Origin of the sequence: Microbacterium sp. CGR1 (genome assembly GCF_001266755.1) — a bacterium.
Classification (GTDB): Bacteria; Actinomycetota; Actinomycetes; order Actinomycetales; family Microbacteriaceae; genus Microbacterium.
On sequence record NZ_CP012299.1, the window covers coordinates 18828 to 36551 of the forward strand.

At 69.0% G+C, this 17724-nt stretch carries 17 protein-coding genes; 4 read left to right on the forward strand and 13 right to left on the reverse strand.

Going from position 1 to position 17724, the window contains the following annotated elements; translation table 11 throughout:
• Positions 1 to 26: 26 nt before the first annotated feature.
• Entirely contained in the window at positions 27 to 587 is a 561-nt protein-coding gene (locus AKG07_RS00080) for a TetR/AcrR family transcriptional regulator (protein ID WP_233277295.1), read from the reverse strand.
• Between the two features lie 65 nt (positions 588 to 652).
• Between AKG07_RS00080 and AKG07_RS00085 the strand changes: the two genes are divergently transcribed.
• Positions 653 to 1129, forward strand: a complete 477-nt coding sequence (locus AKG07_RS00085; protein ID WP_053095405.1) for a DUF4188 domain-containing protein — start codon at positions 653 to 655, stop codon at positions 1127 to 1129.
• A gap of 20 nt (positions 1130 to 1149) precedes the next feature.
• On the opposite strand, the gene AKG07_RS00090 is transcribed toward AKG07_RS00085, so the two are convergent.
• Genes AKG07_RS00090 through AKG07_RS00125 form a run of 8 tightly spaced genes read right to left on the reverse strand, consistent with a single transcriptional unit; the run spans position 1150 to position 9620 of the window.
• Entirely contained in the window at positions 1150 to 1872 is a 723-nt protein-coding gene (locus AKG07_RS00090) for a DUF6882 domain-containing protein (protein ID WP_053095406.1), read from the reverse strand.
• A gap of 22 nt (positions 1873 to 1894) precedes the next feature.
• A complete protein-coding gene (locus tag AKG07_RS00095) occupies positions 1895 to 3142 on the reverse strand; it encodes an MFS transporter (protein ID WP_053095407.1) in 1248 nt (415 codons plus the stop codon).
• A gap of 58 nt (positions 3143 to 3200) precedes the next feature.
• On the reverse strand, positions 3201 to 4004 hold the full coding sequence (locus AKG07_RS00100) for an HpcH/HpaI aldolase family protein (protein WP_053095408.1): 804 nt from the start codon (positions 4002 to 4004) through the stop codon (positions 3201 to 3203).
• Positions 3989 to 4774, reverse strand: coding sequence for a fumarylacetoacetate hydrolase family protein (locus AKG07_RS00105; protein WP_053095409.1), 786 nt, complete (start codon positions 4772 to 4774; stop codon positions 3989 to 3991). Before AKG07_RS00105 ends, AKG07_RS00100 begins: the two co-directional genes overlap by 16 nt.
• A 38-nt stretch (positions 4775 to 4812) precedes the next feature.
• Positions 4813 to 5976 (reverse strand): 3,4-dihydroxyphenylacetate 2,3-dioxygenase, encoded by a 1164-nt coding sequence (hpaD, locus tag AKG07_RS00110; RefSeq protein ID WP_053095410.1) that lies wholly within the window; start codon positions 5974 to 5976, stop codon positions 4813 to 4815.
• 13 nt (positions 5977 to 5989) lie between these two features.
• Entirely contained in the window at positions 5990 to 7486 is a 1497-nt protein-coding gene (gene hpaE / locus AKG07_RS00115) for a 5-carboxymethyl-2-hydroxymuconate semialdehyde dehydrogenase (RefSeq protein WP_053095411.1), read from the reverse strand.
• On the reverse strand, positions 7483 to 8169 hold the full coding sequence (locus AKG07_RS00120) for a GntR family transcriptional regulator (protein ID WP_053095412.1): 687 nt from the start codon (positions 8167 to 8169) through the stop codon (positions 7483 to 7485). The genes hpaE and AKG07_RS00120 overlap by 4 nt, the downstream gene beginning before the upstream one ends.
• On the reverse strand, positions 8166 to 9620 hold the full coding sequence (locus tag AKG07_RS00125) for a fumarylacetoacetate hydrolase family protein (protein ID WP_053095413.1): 1455 nt from the start codon (positions 9618 to 9620) through the stop codon (positions 8166 to 8168). Before AKG07_RS00125 ends, AKG07_RS00120 begins: the two co-directional genes overlap by 4 nt.
• A 154-nt stretch (positions 9621 to 9774) precedes the next feature.
• On the opposite strand from AKG07_RS00125, the gene AKG07_RS00130 reads away from it, so the two are divergent.
• Complete coding sequence (locus tag AKG07_RS00130; RefSeq protein ID WP_053095414.1) at positions 9775 to 11154, forward strand: MFS transporter; 1380 nt, start codon at positions 9775 to 9777, stop codon at positions 11152 to 11154.
• Positions 11155 to 11246: 92 nt separating this feature from the next.
• Here AKG07_RS00130 and AKG07_RS00135 read toward each other — a convergent pair whose 3' ends face one another.
• Positions 11247 to 11948, reverse strand: coding sequence for an IclR family transcriptional regulator (locus tag AKG07_RS00135; RefSeq protein ID WP_053095415.1), 702 nt, complete (start codon positions 11946 to 11948; stop codon positions 11247 to 11249).
• Positions 11949 to 12080: 132 nt separating this feature from the next.
• Between AKG07_RS00135 and AKG07_RS00140 the strand changes: the two genes are divergently transcribed.
• Positions 12081 to 13952, forward strand: coding sequence for an FAD-dependent monooxygenase (locus AKG07_RS00140; protein WP_053095416.1), 1872 nt, complete (start codon positions 12081 to 12083; stop codon positions 13950 to 13952).
• Between the two features lie 212 nt (positions 13953 to 14164).
• Positions 14165 to 14545: a VOC family protein gene (locus AKG07_RS00145; protein WP_053095417.1), complete on the forward strand. Its 381-nt coding sequence runs from the start codon at positions 14165 to 14167 to the stop codon at positions 14543 to 14545.
• On the opposite strand, the gene AKG07_RS00150 is transcribed toward AKG07_RS00145, so the two are convergent.
• Genes AKG07_RS00150 through AKG07_RS00160 form a run of 3 tightly spaced genes read right to left on the reverse strand, consistent with a single transcriptional unit; the run spans position 14527 to position 17684 of the window.
• On the reverse strand, positions 14527 to 15003 hold the full coding sequence (locus AKG07_RS00150) for an NUDIX domain-containing protein (RefSeq protein WP_053095418.1): 477 nt from the start codon (positions 15001 to 15003) through the stop codon (positions 14527 to 14529). The two genes, AKG07_RS00145 and AKG07_RS00150, sit on opposite strands and share 19 nt — an antisense overlap.
• 35 nt (positions 15004 to 15038) lie before the next feature.
• On the reverse strand, positions 15039 to 15893 hold the full coding sequence (locus AKG07_RS00155; RefSeq protein WP_053095419.1) for a PhzF family phenazine biosynthesis protein: 855 nt from the start codon (positions 15891 to 15893) through the stop codon (positions 15039 to 15041).
• 27 nt (positions 15894 to 15920) lie between these two features.
• Positions 15921 to 17684 carry a thiamine pyrophosphate-binding protein gene (locus tag AKG07_RS00160; RefSeq protein WP_053095420.1) on the reverse strand — a complete coding sequence of 588 codons (1764 nt, stop codon included), beginning with the start codon at positions 17682 to 17684 and terminating at the stop codon, positions 15921 to 15923.
• Between the last annotated feature and the right edge of the window lie 40 nt (positions 17685 to 17724).

The window sequence follows — 17724 nt, forward strand, 5'->3', positions numbered from 1 at the left end:
CATCTCCGTGCGGAGCCTGGTGGGGATCAGCGTGCGGGAAACGCGCGTTCGACCGCATCGACCACGGTGCCGTAGACGGAGTCCCACGGGACGAGCGGGGGAGTGACCCCGGCGAGTTCGAGGCTCACGGCTCCATGCACCTGCGCCCAGACGGTGAGAGCGGCGGCCATGACGTGCGGTTCGTCGACGCGGGCCGCGAGCGCGCGCACGAGCGGCGCCATCGCCGTGCTCATGGTCGCGTCATCGGGGCGGCAGTCCTCGGTCGCCACTGCGCCGCCGAACATGAGGCGGTAGAGCGCGGGATTCTCCATCGCCCACGTCCGATACGCGAATCCGAGTGCGCGGAGCCCTTCCGGTTCGGCCGTGGCCTGCGCCTCGCCGAACGACGCGAAGCCGTGCTCGATGACCGCGACGAGCAGTTCGGTCTTCCCGCCGAACAGCGCGTAGACCGCTGAGGTCGAGGTGCCGGCGTTCTGTGCGATGTCGCGGAGACTGATCCGCTCGGGGCCCTTGTCGTCGACCATCTCGGCCGTCGCGTCGAGCAGGCGGTCGCGCAGGGCGTCGTCGTACAGGGGAGGTCTTGCCATGGGATCGATCTTATCGTAACGTTGTTGCATAACGCAGTTACGTAACGATGTTCCAAGGAGAGCGCATGACTCAGCACGTCTTCCCCGGCAGGTTCACGGCCGCTCCGGAACGATCGGATGTGACGGTCTTCCTGATCGGGATGCGAGCCAATCGGTGGTGGCAGCTCGGCAGGGTGTGGCGCACGGCCAGCAAGATGCCCCCGATGCTGCAGCATCTCGCGACGCACCCGGAGGCGGGGATGCTCGGAGTGCACAGCTGGTTCGGTCGCACGACGATCCTGCTGTCGTACTGGGAGAGTCCGGAGCATCTGCAGCGGTTCGCCGCAGACCGCGACGCACCCCATCTGCAGCCCTGGCGCGACTTCATGCGCACGCTGCAGGGAACGGGGAGCGTCGGCGTGTGGCATGAGACCTATCAGGTGCCGACAGCGGATCTGGAGGCCGTCTACGTCGACATGCCGGCATTCGGACTCGCGGCGGCGACCGCGCACGTCCCCGTGGGGCGGGGCATGAAGACGGCGCGCCAGCGGATGGGTCGCTGACGCGCCGGCGTCATCAGAGCTCAGCCCTGGGGGTGCAGGCTGCTCTCGATGTTCGTGATGCGAGCCTGGTCGTCGAAGCGGAAGGTCGCAGTGCCCGTGCCGTCGGCGACCGTGGCGCCCGAGAACGCCTCGTCGGTCCACGTGAGGTTCCACCCGGCGAGACGGGCGGCGTCCCAGACCGCCGTCCGGGCATCAGGCAGAGCCAGGCCCGAGAGGATCCGCGGAAGGGCGATGGAGGCTGCGGCGACGGTCAGGGCGGGGAGCGGCGCATCGAGCAGGAAGACGGCGTACGTGCCGCCGCCGACCGGCGCGAGGTAGTAGGGCGCTCGACCGGTGAGCTCGACCGCGACCGCGCCGACCGTGTGGGCGGCTGCGGTGATCCAGTCGGCGTCGCCGGCGGCGTCCACGGGGAAGGGGAGCTCCTGCTCGCTCAGCTCCGGGATGCCGTGCTCCCTGCCGTAATCGCGCAGCTGGCCGGCGATGCCGGCAGGGTCGCCCTGCGGGTGCGCCCACGCCCAGAGCAGCGAGCGGGGACCGGGGGCGATCGTCGCGACGAGGTGGGCGCGGGCCACGAGCCGGCGCGTGGCATCGGCGTTCGAGGTGAAGGTGAGGGTGCCCGCCGCCATGTCGGCATCCCATCGATTGTCACCGAGGTCCTCGAGGGCGGTGGCCAGGGAGTCCTGACGGAGGGCGGAGAACAGTGCGGCACGGTCTGCGAGCGGCTGGAGCGCGGCGAAGGTCATGCCCCCAGTCTCGCCCGGATTGCTATGAATCCGCCAACTCCGAGCGCGGGGACACTGCATCGGAGGGGCGGCCCATCCGCCAGACACTCGGTACCACCAGTGTCACGGCGGCGAGCACGGCATAGAGGATCCCCGAGGTGACCAGCACCGTCTCGACATCGCTGCGGGTGATCAGCCAGCCGTAGACGAGGGTGCCGATCGGCATCACGACGAAGCTGCCGAGCATGTCGTAGCTCGAGACGCGGGACAGCTTGTCGCCCGGGATGTTCTCCATCATCGCGAGGTTCCACCCGGTGCTGAACACCTCGGCCCCGGCGCCGGCGAGGAAGGCGGCGATGGCGAGCAGCACCACCGCGGGGTGCACGCCGAGGACGGTGAGCGGGATCGCGAACGCGGCCATGCCGATCATGCCGTAGCGCAGGGGGCGTTTCAGCGGGAACCACATCAGGACGAGGGTCATGAGCAGGATGCCGACGCCTTCGGCGCTGACGACCCACCCCCAGCCGGCGATGCCGAGCCGTTCGTCGTTCTTGGCGATGTACGGACCGACGACGCCCCACGCGCCGATGTGGATGGCGTTCATCACCATGAAGGCGAGAACGATGACCCACAACCACGTGCGACTCCAGAACTCCTGCCACCCGATCCTGAGGTCGTGGAACATCGTGGTTCCGCCCGCATGATCAGACGGAGGCAGTCGGACCATCGCCAGGACGGGGATCGCGATGACCCAGCCGATCGCCTGCACGACCATGGCCCAGGCGGGGCCGGCCGCGGCCACGACGATGCCCGCGATGATCGGGCCGCCGATCGTGGTCGCCGAGCGCACGAACGACAGCATCGCGTTGGCCTGCTGCAGGTGCTCGGGGGAGGTCAGCTGCGGGATGATCCCCTGCATGGCGGGGAGCACGAACGCGGTGGACGCACCGTTCACGACCGACAGCAGAGCGAGCAGGGGAACCGTGGCTGTGCCGCTGAACAGGAGGGCGGCCATCGCGCCCACCGTCAGGATGTCGATGACGTAGCAGGACTGGATGATCAGCGCGCGAGGCAGCCGGTCGGCGATCACGCCGCCGAAGAGCAGGAAGACGATGTTGCTGACGGTGAAGGCGGCCAGGACCAGGGAGAGCGAGCGTGCGTCGTTGTCGATCTCGAGCACGGCGAAGGCCAGCGCGATCGACGACATCGACCCTGCGATCAGAGTGATGGCGCGGGCGAGGAAGAACCAGCGGAATCCTCGGTCCTGCATCGCTGCGAGGGCGCGGATCATGACGGCTCGTCGCTGCTCTGCATCCGTCAATCCTTCCACTCGAGGGCAGCGGCAGGCGTCAGTAGCTGGAGCGGGTCGTGTCGTCGGATGCCGGGATGAAGCGGGCGGCCAGAGCCTCGGATGCGCGTGCCAGCATCGCCACGTCGGCACCGACCGCCACGAAGTCCGCGCCGGCGGCGGTGTACGCATCGGCGGCGGAGGGATCGAAGGCGTTCACACCGACGGGCGTGCCTGCGGCCGCGACCGCGGCGAACACCTGCTCGACGGCGGCGACGACATCCGGATGCGTCTGCTGGCCGAGCAGTCCCATCGACGCGGAGAGATCGGACGGGCCCACGAACACGGCGTCCACGCCCTCGACCGCCGCGATCTCGGAGGCGGCCTCCACCCCGGCGACCGTCTCGATCTGCACGGTGAGGGAGGTGTGCCGCGCCGAGTCGCGCAGATAGCCGTCGACCCGGTTCCAGCGCGCGCTGCGGGCGAGCGCGCTCCCGACTCCTCGGACGCCTTCTGGCGGATAGCGGGTCGCCGAGACGGCCGCGCGTGCCTCCTCGGCCGACGAGACCATCGGGACGATGAGGTTCTGTGCTCCGAGGTCGAGGACCTGCTTGATCGCCACAGTGTCGTTGGACGGCACGCGCACCACCGGGGTGATCGGATAGGCGGCGACGACCTGCAGCTGCAGCAGCGTGGACTCGAGCGTGTTGGCAGAATGCTCCATGTCGATCAGCAGCCAGTCGAGGCCCGAGCCCGCAGCCACCTCGGTGACGAGGGCACTGCCTGAGCACGCCCACATCCCGATGAGCGGGCGATCGGAGACGGCGAGATGCTCGCGGAAGGAGGGGCTCAGATGAAGAGGCATTCGATCGTTCCCATCGGTCCGTAGTCGCACAGCACCTGATCGCCGCGAGACACCCACATCGGGCGTGTGAACGATCCTGCCAGGATGACCTCGCCGGCCTCGAGACGCGCGCCGTGCTGGTGGAACTTGTTCGCGAGCCAGGCGACGCCGGTGGCGGGGTGGCCCAGCACGCCGGCGGCGACTCCGGTCTCCTCGATCTCGCCGTTGCGCGAGAGCACGCCGGGCACCCATCGCAGGTCGATCTCGTCCGGGCGCTTGTGCACATCGCCGAGGACCATGGCCCCGTAGGCGGCGTTGTCGCTGATCGTGTCGACGATCGTCCTGCCCTCGAGTTCGATGTGCGAGTTCAGCACCTCGAGCGCCGGCACGGCGTAGTCGATCGCGGCGAGGGCGTCGTCGAGCGTGCAGTCGGGCCCCTCGAGCGGATGCTTGAGCACGAACGCGAGCTCGACCTCGATGCGCACGTTCGAGAAGTGGTCGACCGGGATCTCGGCACCCGACTCGTAGACGGTGTCGTCGAACATCACCCCGTAGTCGGGCTCGGTGATGCCGGTGGCCTGCTGCATCGCCTTCGACGTCAATCCGATCTTGCGTCCGACGAGACGGCGTCCCGCGGCGATCTGCGAGTCGCGCCAGACTCCCTGGATCGCGTATGAATCCTCGACCGTCGCGTCCGGGTACCGGGCGGTGATCCGGGGGATCACGGAGTGGGTCCGGTCGGCCTCGGCGAGCTCTCCGGCGATCTGCGCGACGATGTCTGCTGACAGCATCCGTCTCTCCTCTGTGTGCGAACCTGCGGATGAATCGATCAGAGCTGGTGGCCGAGCTTGTACTCGCCCTGCTTGTACTCCGGCATGGCCTCGTCGTCGCCGGGTCGCGTGTAGGAGAAGCCGTCGGCGCCGATCGTGACGGCCATCTCGGAGTCGTCGGTGCGGGCGACGACGGGCTGCGGGTTGCCGTCGAGGTCGAGCACGAGCGAGGCCTCGGTGTACCAGGACGGGACGACCGGGTTGCCCCACCAGTCGCGGCGCTGGTTGTCGTGCACATCCCAGGTGATGACGGGGTTGTCGGGGTCGCCCGTGTAGTAGTCCTGCGTGTAGACCTCGACACGGTGACCGTCGGGGTCGCGGAGGTAGAGGTAGAACGCGTTCGAGACGCCGTGACGGCCCGGGCCGCGCTCGATCGCGTCGGAGCGGCGGAGGGCTCCGAGCTTGTCGCAGATCGCCAAGATGTTGTGCTTCTCGTGCGTCGCGAAGCAGACGTGGTGCATGCGCGGACCGTCGCCGCCGGTCATCGCGGTGTCGTGCACGGTGGGCTTGCGACGCATCCATGCCGCATACACGGTGCCCTCATCGTCCTGGATGTCCTCCGTGACGCGGAACCCCAGATCCTGCATGAACTTCACGGCGCGGGGCACGTCGGGGGTGACCTGGTTGAAGTGGTCGAGTCGAACGAGCTCGCCCGGGATGTGCAGGTCGTAGCGCCACGACATGCGCTCGACGTGGTCGGACTGGTGGAAGAACTCGATGGGGAAGCCCAGCGGGTCGACCACGCGCACCGAGTCGCCGACGCCCTTGACGAAGCCCTCCGGGTTGCGGCGCACGTCGCAGCCGAGCTCGGTGTAGAACGCCACGGCGAGGTCGAGATCCTCAGCCGAGCGCACGCGGTAGGAGAACGCGGCGACAGCGGCGATCGGCCCCTTGCGCAGCACGAGGTTGTGGTGGATGAACTCCTCGGTCGAGCGGAGGTAGATCGCCTCGTCGTCCTCTTCGGTGACATACAGCCCCAGGACGTCGACGTAGAACACCCGCGAGGCCGCGAGGTCGGTGACGACCAGCTCCATGTAGGCGCAGCGCAGCACGTCCGGGGGAGTGCTCTCGGGCGTCGCGATCGGGTTGGCGGTCTCGATCGGAGCCTCCTGGCTCACGTAGTAGCCCGAGGAGGTCAGCGTCTTCGCAGTCTTGTCGGTCATGTCGGGTCCTTGCTCAGTTCTTGCCGAAGGTCGGGTTGTGCGCGCCGCCGAGCGTGATGTGCACGCTCTGCTGGTCGGTGTAGAAGTCGATCGAGCGGTAGCCGCCCTCGTGGCCCAGGCCCGAAGCCTTGACGCCGCCGAAGGGGGTGCGCAGGTCGCGCACGTTGTTGCTGTTCAGCCACACCATGCCCGCCTCCACGGACTGCGCGAAGTTGTGGGCGCGCTTCAGGTCGTTCGTCCAGATGTAGGCGGCCAGGCCGTACTTCGTGTTGTTCGCGAGCGAGAGCGCCTCGTCGTCGGAGTCGAACGGGGTGATGGCGACGACGGGGCCGAAGATCTCCTCCTGGAAGATGCGGGCATCGGGGGAGACGTCGGCGAACACCGTCGGCGCGACGAAGTTGCCCTCGTCGAAGCCCTCGGGGCGGCCGCCGCCGGCGACGAGGCGGCCCTCGGTCTTGCCGATCTCGACGTAGCTCATCACCTTGTCGTAGTGCTCGGGGTGCACGAGCGCGCCGACCTCGGTGGCCGGGTCGTGCGGGTAGCCGACCTTCACGCGCTTCGCCTGGGCGGCGTAGCGCTCGACGAACTCCTCGTAGATGGAGCGCTCGACGAGGATGCGGGAGCCGGCGGTGCAGCGCTCGCCGTTGAGGGAGAACACGCCGAAGATCGTCGCGTCGACCGCGGCCTCGATATCGGCATCGGCGAAGACGACGGCGGGGGACTTGCCGCCGAGCTCCATCGACAGGCCCTTGAGGAACGGTGCGGCGTTGCCGAAGATCAGCTGTCCGGTCGAGCTCTCGCCCGTGAACGAGATGAGCGGCACGTCGGGGTGCTTCACGAGGGCGTCTCCGGCGTCTTCGCCGAGGCCGTTCACGAGATTGAACACGCCCTGCGGCAGCCCGGCCTCCTCGAAGATGCCCGCCCAGAGCGAGGCGGAGAGCGGCGTGAACTCGGCGGGCTTGAGCACCACGGTGTTGCCGGTCGCGAGTGCGGGGCCGAGCTTCCACGACTCGAGCATGAACGGCGTGTTCCACGGCGTGATGAGGCCGGCGACGCCGATCGGCTTGCGGTTGACGTAGTTCATCTGCTTGCCGGGGACCTTGAAGGCGTCATCGGACTGGGCGACGATCAGGTCGGCGAAGAAGCGGAAGTTCTCGGCCGCGCGGCGGGCCTGGCCGAGCGCCTGGGTGATCGGCAGGCCGGAGTCGTACGACTCGAGCTCGGCGAGGCGGGCATCCCGCGACTCGACGATGTCGGCGATCCTGTGCAGCACCCGCGAGCGCTCCCGCGGCAGCATCCGAGGCCAGGGGCCCTCGTCGAATGCGCGCGTGGCAGCGGCGACGGCGAGCTCGATGTCGGCCTTCTTGCCGGCGGCTGCGGTCGTGTAGGTCTTGTTCGTCACCGGATCGAGCACATCGAACGTGTCACCGTCGACGGAGTCGACGAACGCTCCGTCGATGTAGTGCTGGATGTGGTCGGGCAGGTCTGCGGGGATGCGGGAATCGGTCATGACTCGTCTCCTGAGTTGTGGTGAGAACGGGTGTGCAGCGCGTCGAGGAAGGCGTCCCTCGTGCGCAGGCGGTGGTTGCGGGCGGCGAGCTCGATCTCGAGCGGGTCGGCGCCCGTTCGGATCAGCTCGAGGATCTGCGCGTGCTCCTCGACCGAGTGCTGAGCCCTGCCGGGCACGTAGGCGAAGGTCGAATCCCGGATGCCGGACAGCCGCGCCCAGCCGCGGTGCACGAGGTCGAGCAGGTGCGGATTCGGGCAGGGTTCGAAGAGCAGCGAATGGAACTGCCTGTTGAGCTCGGTGAACGCATGGGCGTCGAGATGACCGAGCATCTGGATCATCCGCTCGTTCACCGCCTCCGCGGCGTCGAGCGCCTCGGCGTCGAGGAAGGGAGCGGAGAGGGCGGTGGCCGAGCCTTCGACCAGCCCGAGCGTCTGCATCGTGTGCGCGTATTCGCTCTCGTCGACGAGGGTCACCCGCGCGCCCACGTTGCGCTCGAACGTCACGAGGCCCTCGGCTTCGAGCCGGCGGATCGCTTCACGCACCGGCACGACGCTCATCCCGAGCTCTTCCGCCAACGATCCCAGCACCAGACGGTAACCGGGGCCGAAGACGTGTCCCGAGATCCGTGAGCGGATCCAGGCGTACGCCTGCTCCGACTTGCTGGAGTTCGCCACCGTCGTCATGAGCCGGCACCGGTGCCGGTGGCGGCTTCGTACTTCTCCCGCCACGCGGCGTTGAGCGGGAAGAGGCCGTCGACCGGATGTCCGGCGGCGACCTGCTCGGCGATCCACGCGTCCTCGATCTCCTGCGCGAGAGCATCGTCTGCGACCTGCTCGGCGAGCGAGGGAGGGATCACGATGACGCCGTCGCCGTCGCCCACGATGATGTCGCCCGGCTGGACCGTGGCGCCTCCGCACGAGATGGTGACGTCGGAGTCCCACGGCACGTGCCTGCGTCCGAGGACGGAGGGATGAGCGCCCTGCGAGAAGACCGGGAGGCCGATCTCGGCGACCGCGTCGAAGTCGCGCACACCGCCGTCGGTCACGACTCCGGCGGCGCCGCGGGCGCGGGCGCGGAGCGCGAGGATGTCGCCCAGTGTTCCGGTGGTCGCGTCGCCGCGCGCTTCGATCACGATGATCTCGCCCTCGCCGACGGCATCGAACGCCCGCTTCTGGGCGTTGTATCCGCCGCCATGGCTCGCGAACAGGTCTTCTCTGAACGGTACGAAGCGCAGCGTCTTGGCTGTGCCGACGATCTTGCTGCCGGGGAGGTTCGCAGAGACGCCATCGATGAAGCACGAGTGGTGTCCGCGCTTGCGCAGCTGCGACGAGAGGCCGGCTGTCGGAGCTTCCATCAGCTTGGCGCGGAGCTCGGGGGACAGCGCGGACGTGGCCTCAGGCGGCAGACCCGCGTCTTCGCGGGAGCCCCATGCCTCGGTGCGCTGCAGGTCGTCGACGGCGGGAAGCGAGCCGACCTCGGCGTCGAAGGGCACATCGCCCTGCGTGACGGTGGTCACCAGGCGTCCCGAGGAGGGGGAGCCCTCGGCATCCGGAGCATCCACCTCGATCTCGACCACATCGCCGGGGACGATCACGGAGGAACCCGCCGGCGTGCCGGTGAGGATGACGTCGCCGGATTCGAGCGTGAAGTGCTGAGAGAGGTCGGCGACCAGCTGGGCGAGGGGGAAGATGAGGCCGGCGGTGGTGTCGTCCTGACGCAGGTCTCCGTTGACCCAGGCCCGGACACGCAGGGCCGCGGGGTCGACCGCGCGGGCGTCGATCAGCTCAGGGCCGAGAGGCGTGTAGCCGTCGCCGCCCTTGGATCGCACGTTGGATCCCTTGTCGTTGGCGCGCAGGTCGTAGAGGCCGAGGTCGTTCGAGGCGGTGACCCAGCCGACATGGCTCCACGCGTCATCGAGCGAGACGCGGCGGGCAGGGGTGCCGATGACGAGCGCGATCTCGCCCTCGAAGGCGAGCAGCTCGGTGCCGGCCGGGCGCTCGACCGTGCCCCCGGAGACACCGACGGAACTCGCCGGCTTGAAGAAGTAGGAGGGAGCTGCGGGGCGCCGGCCGCGCTGGTCGGCTCGGGAGGCGTAGCTCAGATGGATCGCGATGATCTTGCCGGGGCGGGTCATGGATGCCGTCACGGGGCGCCTCCTCGCGCTTCACGTCGACGCCTTGTGCGTCGTATTCGAAATCATATATCATCGTGTCACCCCTCGGCAAGCAACTCGACACACCTCGGACGCGAGCCGTGACAATGCGGTCACAATCAAAGGAGACACCCCTATGAGCGGGCAGTCACAGGCTGGGTTCACACCCACCGGAACCATCGCGACACCGGCCGATCGGCGCCGCGTCGTGTTCGCCACCGTCGTCGGCACCACGGTCGAGTGGTACGACTTCTTCATCTACGCCACGGCGGTCGGGCTGGTCTTCGGGCAGCTCTTCTTCGAGCCGCTCGGCGCGAACAGCGCGTTGATCGCCTTCGCCACCGTCGGCGTCAGCTTCCTCTTCCGCCCGCTCGGAGCGTTCCTCGCGGGACACTACGGCGACAAGCTCGGGCGCAAGACCGTTCTCATGTGGACGCTGATCCTGATGGGAGCGGCGACCGCGCTCATCGGAGTCCTGCCGACCTACGACGCGATCGGGATCGCCGCACCCATCCTGCTGGTGCTGCTGCGCATCCTGCAGGGCATCTCGGCCGGAGGCGAGTGGGGCGGTGCGGTGCTGATGGCCGTCGAGCACGCCCCGAAGAAGAAGCGCGGGATCTTCGGCGCATCGCCCCAGATCGGTGTGCCGCTCGGTCTGCTGCTCGCGTCGGGAGTGATGGCGCTGATGACGGCGATCGCCCCCGGAGACCAGTTCATCCAGTGGGGCTGGCGCATCCCGTTCCTGCTCAGCGTCGTCCTGATCCTGGTCGGCTACTACGTGCGCCGCAAGGTCGAGGAGAGCCCGGTGTTCATCGAGCTCGCCGAGCGCAAGGAGAAGGCGAGCATGCCGATCGTGCAGCTGTTCCGCAAGCACCTCCTGCTCGTCATCGTCGCCGCCCTCGTCTTCGCCGGCAACAACGCGGTCGGGTACATGACGACCGGCGGATACATCCAGGGCTACGCCACCAACCCCGAGGGCCCGATCGGTCTCGAGCGCGGACCGGTGCTGTGGGCGGTCACCGGCTCGGCCGTCACCTGGCTCATCACGACGCTCATCGCCGGGTGGCTGTCGGACCGCATCGGTCGGCGCACCACCTACATCATCGGCTGGGTGATGCAGCTCGTCGGTGTGTTCACGCTCTTCCCGCTCGTGAACACCGGCCAGGTCGGACTGCTGTTCGCCGGCCTCGCGATCCTCACGATCGGTCTCGGCTTCACCTACGGGCCGCAGGCGGCGCTCTACACCGAGCTCTTCCCCGCCAGCATCCGCTTCTCGGGCGTCTCGATCTCGTATGCGATCGGCGCCATCGCCGGCGGTGCGTTCGCGCCGACCATCGCGACCGCCATCGTGCAGGCGACCGGCTCGACGCAGGCCGTCACGTGGTACCTCGCCGGCATGACGCTGCTCGGCCTCGTGGCGACGCTGCTGCTGCGTGACCGCTCGGGCATCCCGCTGGGGCCGGATCACGAGGAGGAGCAGTCCGTGAGCCCGATCCGCGGGCTCGCCAGGGCCTGACCCGCATCCACGCACGAGCGCACGTCCGCCTGGCGGGCGTGCGTTCGTGCGTGTGCAGGAGAGCGTCGGTCCGGTTCTCCGCCGCCGAGCGCTCAGCCGTCGAGCGCGTCGCGGATCGCGGATGCCGAGCGCCTCAGGCGGTCCGCGATCTCGGCGTCGTCGAGGGCGGTCGCGACGTGGACGACCGCGATCGCCGCGGGCCGCTGGCCGCGCAGCACGAGGGGCACGGCGACGGACTGCACGGTGGGGATGACCTCGTCATGGCTCGTCGCATATCCGCGGGCGCGAGCCCGGTCGACCTCTGCGCGCAGTGTCGCCCCCGGTTCTCCGGGCCACTGGGACACCGGGAGCTGCGTGAGGATCGCCTTGCCGGGCGCTCCGACCGTGACGGAGTGCCTGGCGCCCGGTCGCTGGGCGACGCTCGCGATCGCGTGGCGGGGTTCGATGCTCGCGAGCGTGATGCAGTCATCGCCGTCGAGCACGCCGAGGAAGCAGGTCATGCCGAGCTCGTTGGCGATCGCGGTCAGCTCGGGGATGGCCTCGGCCTGCAGATCGTGAGCCACGCCCGCTGCCAGCGCGGCCATGCGCGGTCCCAGGGTCACGGCGCCTGAGGCGTCCCTTCCGATGAGTCGGTGGTCTTCCAGGGTGCGCAGCAGGCGATAGGCGACCGAGCGATGCACGTCGAGTCGCGCGGCGATCTCGTCGATCGTGAGGGGGATCCGCGCATCGGCGAGAACCTCCAGGATGCGGATGCCGCGGCTCAGGGTCTGCGAGGCCGGAGTGCCTTCGGGCATGCGTGCGCTCCCTTGCGTTTCGAGACGACCGTCCCTAAGCTGTGTTCAATAGTAGAACGTCGTGTTCGAATATAGAACACGTGCCGTTCGAAGGCAATACCTGACAGAGAAGTCCGGAAGGAATCGAAGACGATGCAGTTCCACCACCACGGCTATGTCTCCGGAGACCCCCGCGTGAAGGACGCCGCGGGGCTCGGCGCGGACCGGCCCGCCGACCTCCCCGCCGAGATCGATGTGCTGATCGTCGGCTCGGGTCCCGCCGGCATGCTGCTCGCGGCGCAGATGTCGCAGTATCCCGACATCTCCACGCGCATCATCGAGAAGCGCGAGGGCCGTCTGGTGCTCGGGCAGGCTGACGGCATCCAGCCGCGCAGCGTCGAGACGTTCCAGGCGTTCGGATTCGCCGAGCGCATCATCGCCGAGGCCTACAACATCGGCTGGATGAACTTCTGGGGTCCGAATCCCGAGAAGCCCGACGAGATCGTCCGCACGTCGCGGACGGCGGACTACGCCTACGACATCTGCGAGTTCCCGCACCTCATCGTCAACCAGGCACGCGTGCTCGACTACTTCGCCGAGGCGGCGTCGAACGGTCCCGGCCGCATCGCGCCCGACTACGGCATCGAATTCGCCGGACTCTCCGTGCACGACGAGGGCGAGCACCCGGTCGAGGTCTCCCTGCGCTACGTCGCAGGGGAGCGGACCGGCGAAGAGCGCACGATCCGCGCGAAGTACGTCGTCGGCTGCGACGGCGCACGCAGCGGCGTGCGCCAGGCGATCGGCCGCACGCACGTCGGCGGCAGCGCCGCGCATGCCTGGGGTGTCATGGACGTCCTCGTGAACACCGACTTCCCCGACTGGCGCACCAAGTGCGCGATCAACTCGGAGGCGGGCAACATCCTGCACATCCCGCGGGAGGGCGGATACCTCAGCCGGATGTACATCGACCTCGGCGAGGTCGCCGAGGACGACGACCACCGCGTGCGGCAGACGCCCATCGAGGACATCATCGCCAAGGCGAACGCGATCCTCAGCCCCTACACGCTGGACGTGAAGGAGGTCGCGTGGCACAGCGTCTACGAGGTCGGCCACCGGGTCACCGACGGGTTCGACGACGTGATCGACGGGTCGGGTCGCACGCCGCACGTGTTCCTCACAGGCGATGCCTGCCACACCCACAGCGCGAAGGCCGGCCAGGGCATGAACGTGTCGATGCAGGACGGGTTCAACCTCGGCTGGAAACTCGGATCGGTGCTGACCGGTCGGGCGCCCGAGGCGCTGCTCGCGACCTACGGCGCCGAGCGTCGGCCCGTCGCGCAGCAGCTCATCGACTTCGATCGGGAGTGGTCGACCCTGATGGCGCGCAAGCCGTCGGAGATCACCGACCCCACGGACCTCGCGACGTACTACCTGGCGACGGCGGAGTTCCCCTCCGGCTTCATGACGCAGTACACCTCGTCGATGATCACCGGCTCGGACGCACATCAGGCCCTCGCGGGCGGCTTCCCCCTCGGCAAGCGCTTCAAGTCGGCCGAGGTCGTGCGGGTGGGCGACGGCAACGCGATCCATCTCGGGCACCACGCCAAGGCGGACGGGCGCTGGCGCGTCTACGCGTTCGCGGGTCGCGATGCGGCGACGCTCGACGCGTGGGCCGAGTCGGCGGCTCCGGTGCTCTCCCGGTTCACGCCTGCGGATGCCGACACCGATGCCGTCTTCGACGTCAAGGCGATCTACCAGCAGCCGCACGAGGAGGTCGAGGTCACCTCGGCGCCTGCGCTGTTCCAGCCGAAGACCGGTCCGCTCGGGCTCACCGACTGGGAGAAGGTCTACGCGGCCGGCCCGTCGAAGTGGACCGAGACCGACATCTTCGAGGCGCGGGAGCTGTCGCGCGACGGCGTCATCGTCGTGGTGCGGCCCGATCAGTACGTCGCCGCGATCCTGCCCCTCGACGCGACGGATGAGCTGGCGTCGTTCTTCGAGGGGGCGCTGCTGCCGGCATCCTGAGCCTGCGATCCGGAGGGCATCTGCGATCCGGAGGGGATCTGCGATCGGGAGGTGCTTCCTGCGCAGGACGCCCTCCCGATCGCAGATCTCCTCCCCATCGGGCGTCAGTGACGAGTGCAGACTGCTGCGGGCGAGAGCCTCTGGCGGGTGTCGGAGGCCCCGCGTACTCTGAGGGCCGATGGGCGAAGGCGCCCCGACAGGAGGAGTGCGCGATGGAGTGGAAGATCGAATTGATCTTCGTCCCGGTCTCGGATGTCGACCGGTCGAAGGAGTTCTACGAGAGGATCGGCTTCCACGCCGATCATGATCAGGTGCCCTACGAGGGCCTGAGGTTCGTGCAGATGACACCGCCGGGGTCGGCCTGCTCGATCGCCTTCGGCACCAACCTGGGCGAGGGACTGCTCCCTGGGCAGCAGAACACGATCCAGGTGGTCGTTCCGGATGCCGATGAGGCGCTGGCGCACCTGACGGGCCTCGGCGTCGAGGCGCAGGGGGTCGATGAGCAGGCGTGGGGCCGTTTCGTGACCTTCGACGACCCCGACGGCAACACCTGGACACTGCAGGAGCTTCCCGACTACGGCGCGCAGTCCTGACGTGCTGTGATCCGGACGCTCACCGGACGCGCTCGACGAGGGTGAGCAGTGCTTCCGGTGCGCCCTCGGGGAACAGGACGCGGGTGCCGGCACGGATGTCGTCGATCGGCACCCAGCGCACCGGGCTGCCCTCGTCGAGGATGAAGCTCGGCGTCGAGGGGCACCGCATCCAGCTCGGCGGATGTCACCGCGAACACATGGGCGATCTCGTGACCGGGCGCGCCCTCGTACGTGAAGATGTTCTCGAAGACGCCGAGTGGCTCGGCGCCCTCGAGAGTGACGCCGAGCTCCTCCATGAACTCGCGACCGAGAGCTTCTGCGGCGGTCTCACCGAATTCGATCCCGCCGCCGATCGCCCGGAGGAAGTCCAGGCCGCGCGAGGCGTCGTGCCCTTCGAGCGCGAGCAGGTGTCCGTCCTTGACGGGCAGGCCGACGGCGATGTTGCGGATGGCAGGCATCTCGGAAGGCTAGCGCAGCGGGTGCGTCGACGGGCTCAGGTCAGGAGGAACGCCCCACCGGAGACCTCGATGCCGCCGGTCGGCGGGATCGTCACGGTCAAGAGGCTCGGACGACGCACGTGAGTGCCCTGATGGATGCGGACGGTCGTCGCCGGGTGTCCGAGGTCGCGCAGATACGCCCCGACCGATGCAGCCGCCGAGCCCGTCGCCGGGTCCTCGGTGATCCGTCCCACCGGGAAGAGGTTGCGGGCATCGAAGTCGGCGGTGCTCGCCGCGTGCAGCACTGTCGAGGTGCCGAACCACCCCTGCTCGCGCATGAGTGCGGCGACCTCGGCGGGCGAGAAGCGGAACTGATCGAACAGCTCCCGATCACGGAGCACGACGATCGGATGCCAGTTGCCGGCGAACGATTCCTTGGCGGGGAAGCGCTCATCGAGATCCGCCGGGGTGAGTCCGAGCAGCGCGAGGAACCGGTCGAGCACGTCGGAGCCGAGATCGCGCACCTGCGGCTCGACGCTCGTGAACGACACGGTCACCGCGCCATCCCGATCCACCGTCGAGCGCAGCGTCACAGCGCCCGCGTTCGTGTCGAACACGACATCGCCCGGCCCGTCGCGTTCGGCGAGGGCGACCGCCGTCGCGACGGTCGCGTGTCCGCAGAACGGCACCTCAGCCGCCGGTGACCAGTAACGCGCCCGGTAGCGCGCCACACCGTCGCCGTCGGTGCGTGCGACGAGGAAGGCGGTCTCGGAGAATCCGACGTCCACGGCGATCCGCTGCATCTGCTCGTCGCTCAGATCTGAGCCATCGAGTACGACTCCCGCGGGGTTGCCGCCGTCGGGCGTCGCGGCGAATGCGCTGTATCGCAGGACTCCGGAATTCTCGGTCATGACGAGGAGCCTAGCGACTCGGCGAGGTCAGGAATTCACCCGGATGATCTCCTGCTGGTACGGCGCGATCACGTCACCCGAGATGCGCAGGTCGAGCAGCAGGAACCGCCGCGTCGCAGCATCCTCCTGCGTCCATGTGGCGAGTCGATCGAGGTCTGCGAGTGTCTTCACGACGACGCCCTCCGCGCCCACCGCGGCGCCGAACGCCGCGAAGTCGACCTCGGGGATGCGCATCGGGCCTTCGGCGAGCCCCTTGAGCCCGTAGAGATTGACCTCGGCACCGTAGGCGGCGTCGTTCCAGATCACGGCGATGCCTCGACCCGCTGCCGCGCGCACGGCCGACTCGAGGTCGGCGATCGCCATGAGTCCGCCGCCGTCGCCCGACGTCAGTACGACGGTCGACTCGCGGCGGGCGAGGGCTGCGCCGACGACACTCGGCCAGCCCTGCCCGATCGACTGGAAGGCGGTGCCGACCATCATCATGCGGTCGGGGGCCTCGACCGGCCAGTACATGTTCGCCCAGCCGATGAAGTGGCCGCCGTCGGAGACGACGACGCGGTCGGAGGGCAGGAGCTCGGCGATGCGGCGCGCGGCGGAGCGGGGGTCGAGGCGTCCGTCGGGAGCGAGCTCGTCGCCCTCGTCGTACGCGCGTGCGGCCTCGACGTCGACCGTCTCGCGCCACGGCTGTGCGGGCACAGCGTCGGATGCCGGGTGCGACTCGCCGTGCTGGACAGTCGGAGTCTCGGTGCGGTGTGCCTCCGCTCCGAGGCCGTGCTCGGCAGAACCGCTCTCAGGGGCGGCGCCGGAGCCGAGCGAGCCGACCCGGGCGACGAGCTCCTCGGCCGCCACGCGAGCATCCGCACGCACGAAGCCGCCGACGTGCGGGTGCGTGGCTGCGGGCGCGATGTCGATCTGGAAGACCCTGGTGCCCGGTGCGAAGAGTTCGCCGAATCGCATCGTGAACTGATTCAGCGAGGCGCCGAACACGACGGCGACATCGGCGGTGCGCACGAGTTCCATGGCGCCGTCGGCCCCGAATCCTCCCGTGACACCGAGGTCGAACCGGGTGTCGGGGAAGACGCCGCGCCCCAGCGCGGAGGAGGCCGTCAGAGCGCCGGTGAGGGACGCCAGCTCGCCGAGCGCCGCACCGGCCCCCGCGAGCCAGGCGCCGCGACCCGCCAGCAGGAAGGGGCGCGATGCTCCGTGAAGCGCCTGGGCGATCTCGTCGAGCGTGCCCTCGGCGAACTCGCCGCGCGGCGCGAGCGGCGCGGGGATGCGCGGCAGCGGAGCCTCGGGCACCGGGCCGGCCTCGCGTGAGGCCACGTCGTAGGGGATCGCCAGCACGACGGGCACGCGGTAGGTCAGTGCGTGCTCGATCGCGATGACGGTGGTCGCTGCGGCATCCGCGTGCCCGACCGTATAGGTGCGGGCGCCGACCGCCGAGGCCAGGGCGATCTGGTCGACATCCCATGGACGAGGGCCGGACGTCGGCTCATCGCCCACCACCAGCACGAGGGGGACATGCGCCTGCACGGCCTCGGCGAGTGCTGTGAGGGTGTTCGTGAAACCGGCGCCGTAGGTCGAGGTGCCCGCAGCGATCCTGCCGGACGCGCGGAAGTGCGCATCGGCGGCGACCACTGCGCCCTGCTCATGACGGACGGCCGTGAAGACGGCATCCGTCTGGGTCTCGATCGCGTCGAGGAAGTAGGCGTTGCCGTTGCCCATCACACCGAAGACGGCGTCGATGTGCTGGGCGAGAGTGAGTGCGACGTGCGCGGAGACGGAGGGCATGCGAAAGCCTTTCGAGACAGGGACGGAGAACGTTCGTATT